Annotated in this window: 6 protein-coding genes; 4 read left to right on the plus strand and 2 right to left on the minus strand. The window is 46.2% G+C overall.

What is annotated here, in order from left to right; all coding sequences use genetic code 11:
• Positions 1-540: Lrp/AsnC family transcriptional regulator (locus tag EBR25_12070; GenBank protein ID NBW41721.1), on the minus strand; the 540-nt coding region annotated here is incomplete at its 3' end.
• Positions 541-677: 137 nt separating this feature from the next.
• Here EBR25_12070 and EBR25_12075 point away from each other — a divergent pair.
• Both EBR25_12075 and EBR25_12080 read left to right on the plus strand, forming a co-directional pair.
• Positions 678-1,613 carry a hypothetical protein gene (locus EBR25_12075; protein NBW41722.1) on the plus strand — a complete coding sequence of 312 codons (936 nt, stop codon included), beginning with the start codon at positions 678-680 and terminating at the stop codon, positions 1,611-1,613.
• Positions 1,586-2,356 carry a hypothetical protein gene (locus EBR25_12080; GenBank protein NBW41723.1) on the plus strand — a complete coding sequence of 257 codons (771 nt, stop codon included), beginning with the start codon at positions 1,586-1,588 and terminating at the stop codon, positions 2,354-2,356. The genes EBR25_12075 and EBR25_12080 overlap by 28 nt, the downstream gene beginning before the upstream one ends.
• 284 nt (positions 2,357-2,640) lie before the next feature.
• Here EBR25_12080 and EBR25_12085 read toward each other — a convergent pair whose 3' ends face one another.
• Positions 2,641-3,570, minus strand: a complete 930-nt coding sequence (locus tag EBR25_12085) for a carbohydrate kinase (protein NBW41724.1) — start codon at positions 3,568-3,570, stop codon at positions 2,641-2,643.
• 525 nt (positions 3,571-4,095) lie between these two features.
• Here EBR25_12085 and EBR25_12090 point away from each other — a divergent pair.
• Together EBR25_12090 and EBR25_12095 are read left to right on the plus strand one after the other, a co-directional pair.
• On the plus strand, positions 4,096-5,052 hold the full coding sequence (locus EBR25_12090; GenBank protein NBW41725.1) for an HAD family hydrolase: 957 nt from the start codon (positions 4,096-4,098) through the stop codon (positions 5,050-5,052).
• A gap of 34 nt (positions 5,053-5,086) precedes the next feature.
• Positions 5,087-5,617, plus strand: coding sequence for a hypothetical protein (locus EBR25_12095; protein NBW41726.1), 531 nt, complete (start codon positions 5,087-5,089; stop codon positions 5,615-5,617).
• The last annotated feature ends 293 nt before the right edge of the window (positions 5,618-5,910 follow it).

Genomic DNA, 5,910 nt, shown 5'->3' on the forward strand with positions numbered 1-5,910 from the left:
GCTTAAAATCCTATGGTCCAAGTCGTCGATCTCAACAACTGTCGCATTATACTCTACTCTGGAGCAATGTATTTCACTTCCATTTGAGTGGAGATACTTGAGTGGAAAATCGGTGATAGAATAAATATCTGAGAGCTCTTTTCCTCCGAAGAGGTTTCCGAGGCGCTCAGAGAGATCGATAAAAAACTCGCGAAGCTCCTGAATATTCCTCGTGTAGAGATCTAACCGATAGGGATGATCTCCCATATATTCCCCGAAGTAACCGACCTGTTTTGATTCCTTTAAGAGAGTGTGTAGTGCTGTAGGATTTTTTCTGTGTTCAGTGTTAAGCGAGAACCAAAACGCATGGATGGAGTATCCCAAAAGAAAAGAGTTGATGATAACTCTTCTTGTCAGAATGCCCTTCTCAAAGAGAGCATTAAAAGCGTAGCGACACTTATGAGTTTTAGTATTGATTTGCTTGGCGAGCTCTGATAGCGAAGCGTCGCCCTGTAAGCTGATCGCTCCCAACAATTTCTGTTCAAGGGGAGAAAGTTTCAATGTGTCGCCTTACTGAAATGTGATCTGCCACTGCCTTACATTACTCAACTGTGTGAGATTCTACAAGATTGACATACTTACTTCGTACGATGAGCTACTTATTTGAGGAGAAGTATCGTCTTACCTACACTTGGGTGATGGAAGAGCCAATCCCGCTAGCAGAAAGTAGAAAGAGTGAGCTATCCAGCTCAGATCCCGGTTCACGGGGTAGTGACTGCATAAAACTCGGAAGCTATGCAGAAATAATGCTCGATGGTCAGCAGTTGGTGAAGAGTAATATCGTTGGGGACTCCACATGTTCTGAAGTAGCACTTGAAGAGGCAAAAAAACGGGTAGCGTTGACTGAGTATTATCACGATCAACTGATTGAGGCTGATGTAACGCTACCTCAGACCTACGTATGCCTTGGCAGACACTCATCCGGAGCTCCCACAGTCGAGATACACGCTCAGAAAATTTCAGCTCCCAATGCTCTTATTAAGCTGCCCACAGCGCACCTCTCCGAACAGGTAAGTACAGTAAGAGCGATTATGAAAGAAGTAGTTAAGATTATACGCACACAGTACGGCGATAGACCGATAGGTTATGATACCGGATTTGATAATTTTGTCGTTGTTGGTGACTGTGCTTACTTAGTTGACATCTATCCGCCCCGAGTTGCGCACTCAGTTGCGACAACAGGTGAATGTGCCCCTCTTGAGCAGAAGGAGCTGCTTATTGGTTATCCAGAGGCAGCGCCGCTGAGTCCGAAGCAGGAGGAGAAGCTAAAAAACTACTACTATACTCCAAACGGAACTATCCAGCACTTTACCCTATGGGCACTGGCGGTTACTCATTGCCTACATGCAGTGGCCGGGGCGGCGGATCTTATGAATACCCCGAGAAGTCGAGAGATTACAGCCGTCGTCTATGATGTTTTACAAGTCGAGGGGACTAGCTCGCTCGTCAGCTCTCTGAAATCCTTTCTTATAAGCGAAGGTGGGCAATCCGAACTACTACAATTCTATACAAAAGCGCAGGAACGATACGCTATCGCGCTACGTACATGGAGGACAGTATGCCACTTATTTTAGCTGCTGCTGGTCGGGGTACACGTCTAGGAGCGGTTGGTAGAGATATTCCGAAACCACTGATGCGCGATCCAGTGCAGGAACTTCCTATTTTGCATCACCTCTACAGGCGTTTGGAAATGGCGCAGCCTCTTGAACATGTGATAATCGTTGGGGCAAGTGATTCGTCAGTTGTGGATCAGCTGGTTGCATTCACTGAGCGCTTCTCTTTTGAGCGGAAACCGGAAATATCAATCGTGCGCGGGGCGAGGCGAGGTGTTGGCTTCTCGTTCCTTCTCGGTATCGAGCATGCAATAACTCTCGGACTAGATCATGCAGTTATCTCTGTTGCTGATAGCGTTGCGTCGTCTTACAAGTCGATAGTGAATAGCCAGAATCATGTCACGATAGGTGTAACAAACAGTACACCCCCTAAAAATAAATCGTATACTCGAATAAACGTTACCCATAAGAGAGGAATCGTACCTCAAGAGGAGTCAGCTAATGGAGTTAGCAAGGGGAATGTAGCTGGAATTTATAATCTATCAGCTGAAGCGCTTCCGCTATACGTTGAGGTGTTCCGCGATGAGATTAAAAGGGGGCGCTACTCGGATGCACTGAATTCTCAAGGTGAGTATCGCGTGTCCTGGGTGTGGAGAGAGCTGCAGGCAAGAGGGTGTCTGGTCGGAACAGCGGATGTTGGAGAGCTGGTTGAAGTAAATTTTACGGAGGACTTGCAGCGGTTTCGTAATTTCCTTAGGGAGTAAACTATCTCATACGCCCCAAAAAAAAGAAGCTGCTACCTGATTACTGGGGTATGAGTTTAGAGGAGGCGGCACGCTACGTTCATAGAATGGCGAGTCGGCTCCCAGTTGCGTATCTGCACCTTGCTGAAGGAGCGCCGTGTTGGGACTCACATTCTGGAGAGCGTTATGTCGGCCGGGCACTGTCCCTGCTTGTTACCACGTTTTTAGGAGCCGTGAGTCAGCATCACTAAATTGGTGAGAGGGAATATATCTTTCGACCGCTTCACCTCTTACCTATCAAAAAATTAAAATAGGACTTCTGAGAGGTGTCTGTCGTGGATAAAATCTTTTACAGACTTTCTGGTTATGATGGGCATTCCGCCTGAGTAAGTTGCATGCATTGCTCCCGTGATATTACCGAACTGACAGCACTCTTGAAGAGATGCTCCTGATAAGTACTTAAATGTAAACCCTGCTGAAAATGAATCACCGGAGCCTATTGTATCAACTACCGTGACTGGGATGCCTGGGACTGTGATAGACCCCAGAGACTTGTCTATTGCAAGAACACCCTTTTCTCCGAGAGTGATGAGGATAGTATTGATGTCGAACTGATTGATTAGGATTTCAGAGAAGGTTATCGAATCACTTGTTTCAATATCGAGGAGGCCTTTCACCAGGCCAACTTCACTTTGATTCAATTTTAGAATATTGGTTAATTCTAAAGAGCGTCGGAGAGTCTCTTTGTTGTAACAGTTTTTTCGCAGATTAATATCTAGGAACTTAGTTGCGTTTGAAGCGCTATCGAGAATTTTGTAGATAGTCGAACGGCTTTGTTCACCTCGTTGAGCCAGAGTTCCAAAGCACACAAAGGTGGCTTCTTTTGCTGCAGCCTCAAGAGAATCATTCCATTCCAAATTGTCGTAAGCTACATTCGGATTGATGGTGAAGCTCGGATTGCCATCTGAGGTGAGAGTCACATCTACCGTTCCCGTCGGTGTATTGGCGTCATGCTGTAGAAGGGAGAGATCGAAATCCAAGTTCGTGAGATTGCTAATGAGCTCGTCTCCCAAGCTATCGACGCCGACTCGGCTCACCATGAGCGCGGGCACTCCAAGTTGACGTAAACGAAAACAGTAGTTGGCTGGTGCGCCACCTAACATCTTCCCACTTGGAAGCACGTCCCACAATAATTCTCCTATTGCCAGTACGGTGTTTAGCTTTTGAGATGGCATAATGAGTCTCCGAAAAATTCAGCTAACGGACAGTATGTAGCGTATTTAGGCATGAGCGTACACAGTGGAGTAGAATATCTTCGACATATGGAGGCGCCTTCAATTGAATTATCTTTTTTACAAATATCGGTTTATTTGCGGACGAACGAGGCACAATCTTGATTTTTGCCTTCTGGCTTATCGGGAACTAAAGTGCCGATAGGTAATGTAAGCTATTGATATAAATAGGCTTTATTGCGAATCTATTTTTGTTTATAGCTCGCTGTTTTACTAAAGTTGACGAGGTTTTGGGGTGTTGATAGCGTCTCCCCGACAGAGAGGGGGTAAGAGCCGGCGCAGTCGGCGTAAAACTCCATTCGATGTGCTGCCCTGAGTCGTGGGTTAAGCCGATACTCTGTTTTATTTGAAGTGAGACTGCGTCTTCCGTGGCTAGGTGCCTACCGCGGGTGACGCTCATCGGGGCAATGATAAGTAACCCAATGTAGAGCTTTTGGGTGAAGTTTTTTGTACTAAGGTCTATTCAATATGCCTAATAGAGACCAGGATGCTAAAGCTTTTGATTTATCAAGCGCATCTCTTCCTAGGAAGCCTCCTACCGATATAAGCTTAAGCGACTCATCGATTCTGCGGCAAAGCAACATCAGCTTGCACAGACTCAACAGCACCGTCGACATTAATCCTAAGGGGATTGTCTCTGATTTTGACGAGACCATAGCGCGAGGAACCGGATTTTTTCACGATAGCCACCAAGGTCGTTTCGCATGGGCTTTGAGTCAGGCTGTGGGCGGTACAACCAGTGGATCTCTTTTTTCCCCAGAAGAATGGCATCGGTATGCAAAAGCCTCTGGTCAACGAGAAGATGCTGTCATCAAGGAGATTGCGCGGACTCATGTGGAAGCCTTGGGGGCGGAAGGGGATGCTAACTCTGAGGAACTAGCTCTAAGAATAGAGGAACATCTAAAGTTGCTCCTGAATTCAAAGACTACAACCTACCAACTGGCGAAAGATACTGAGGTGTCCCTTGATGAGGGTGTTGCCAAATTACATGGGGCTGCAAGAGAAAGAGGAGTCCCTTTCGTGATCTGCAGTGCGTCGAGCGCAACAATCGTTGAGCGTCTGTGGAGTTTCCTGTACGACGGACAGGAGGAGAGTATCCCTCGTCCACCAATTGTAGGAAATGCTGCGAAGAAACTTGAGCATGGATTTAGTGGTGCCGACGTGCTTGATGCATGTGAGCAGAATTCTATTGATCCCGAGACGGCTATAATGTTGGGTGATAGTATTGGTGATGTTGCCGCCGCATTCTTAGCCGGAATACCAGATGTATACATTCGATTGCCGCTATCTGGGATGAGTGAAGAAGAGCGCGAGCGGGTTCAAATGACTTTTACCGATCAGGTTTTAGAACTACCTGGCATGCACCCTGAAATTTCAGGAAACGTATATTTGATTAATGATTTTAGTCAATTACGGTTTGCCTAAATACCGATGATAGTTGTTCTCAGGAGTAAGAGGCATGTTTGAGCGTTCCCGTCCGATTCGATCCTTGCATGATGTCCCCTCTCGGATCGCGCCCTTTAGCTCTCAGCAGGAGTATAGAAGCTTTTGTGATTCGGTCGCCTCAATTGAGCATGCCTTATCAGAAGCCCCCTTATTTCAAAAACTTTTGGGTGACATTAACTCGCGAGCGAATGATCCAATGATCATACAAACCCCATGGGGAGGGGTCTTCGTTGAGAGTTTGGAGAACAATAATACTATCGTCGAGAAAAATTTAGTCGTAAAGGGCGGTAAATATTTAGCGTATGAGAAGCACGAGGAGAAGATAGAGGAACTTACCTGGAAGGAAGGTTTGGGTGTCTTAATCTATAGACCTGAAGACGAAACGGAATTGCGGACGGCGATCATTCAACAGGGCTTTGCCATAAAATTACGACCTGGACAGGAGCATGCCATTATAGCAATCAGCGATTTGGTGGTTTGGGAGGAGTCACTTGATCCGAAGGGAATGGATCAAGATCTGATTTTCTTATACCAGCCTGCGTAAAGCTATACACCTTCGCACGAACTTCTTTCTACTCGCGTTTTCATTCACATACGAGACTTTCAGCCAGAAGGCAGTGCCCCAGTAACCACGTACCCCAGTAACCACGTACCACCATCTTTTTTAATCTTTATTTCTGTACTCCTTCCTCAGTGACTTAAGAAGCGTTTGTTGCACGTGCCTTATCTGAGAGTCGCTTGGAATCTCGCTAACCTCCTGACTTTAGGTAGTAGTAGGAGAGCCCTAGATACACCTCTCCCGTGTTTACGGATTTAAGCAGGAATAATAGAGATAAC

The organism is bacterium, assembly GCA_009926305.1.
Classification (GTDB): domain Bacteria; phylum Bdellovibrionota_C; class UBA2361; order UBA2361; family RFPC01; genus RFPC01.

Bases quoted from the DNA above. Each gene is read 5' to 3' on its own strand.
- EBR25_12075 (NBW41722.1), top strand. From the start codon at position 678: ATGGAAGAGCCAATCCCGCTAGCAGAAAGTAGAAAGAGTGAGCTATCC.
- EBR25_12080 (NBW41723.1), top strand. From the start codon at position 1,586: ATGGAGGACAGTATGCCACTTATTTTAGCTGCTGCTGGTCGGGGTACA.
- EBR25_12085 (NBW41724.1), bottom strand. From the start codon at position 3,570: ATGCCATCTCAAAAGCTAAACACCGTACTGGCAATAGGAGAATTATTG.
- EBR25_12090 (NBW41725.1), top strand. From the start codon at position 4,096: ATGCCTAATAGAGACCAGGATGCTAAAGCTTTTGATTTATCAAGCGCA.
- EBR25_12095 (NBW41726.1), top strand. From the start codon at position 5,087: ATGTTTGAGCGTTCCCGTCCGATTCGATCCTTGCATGATGTCCCCTCT.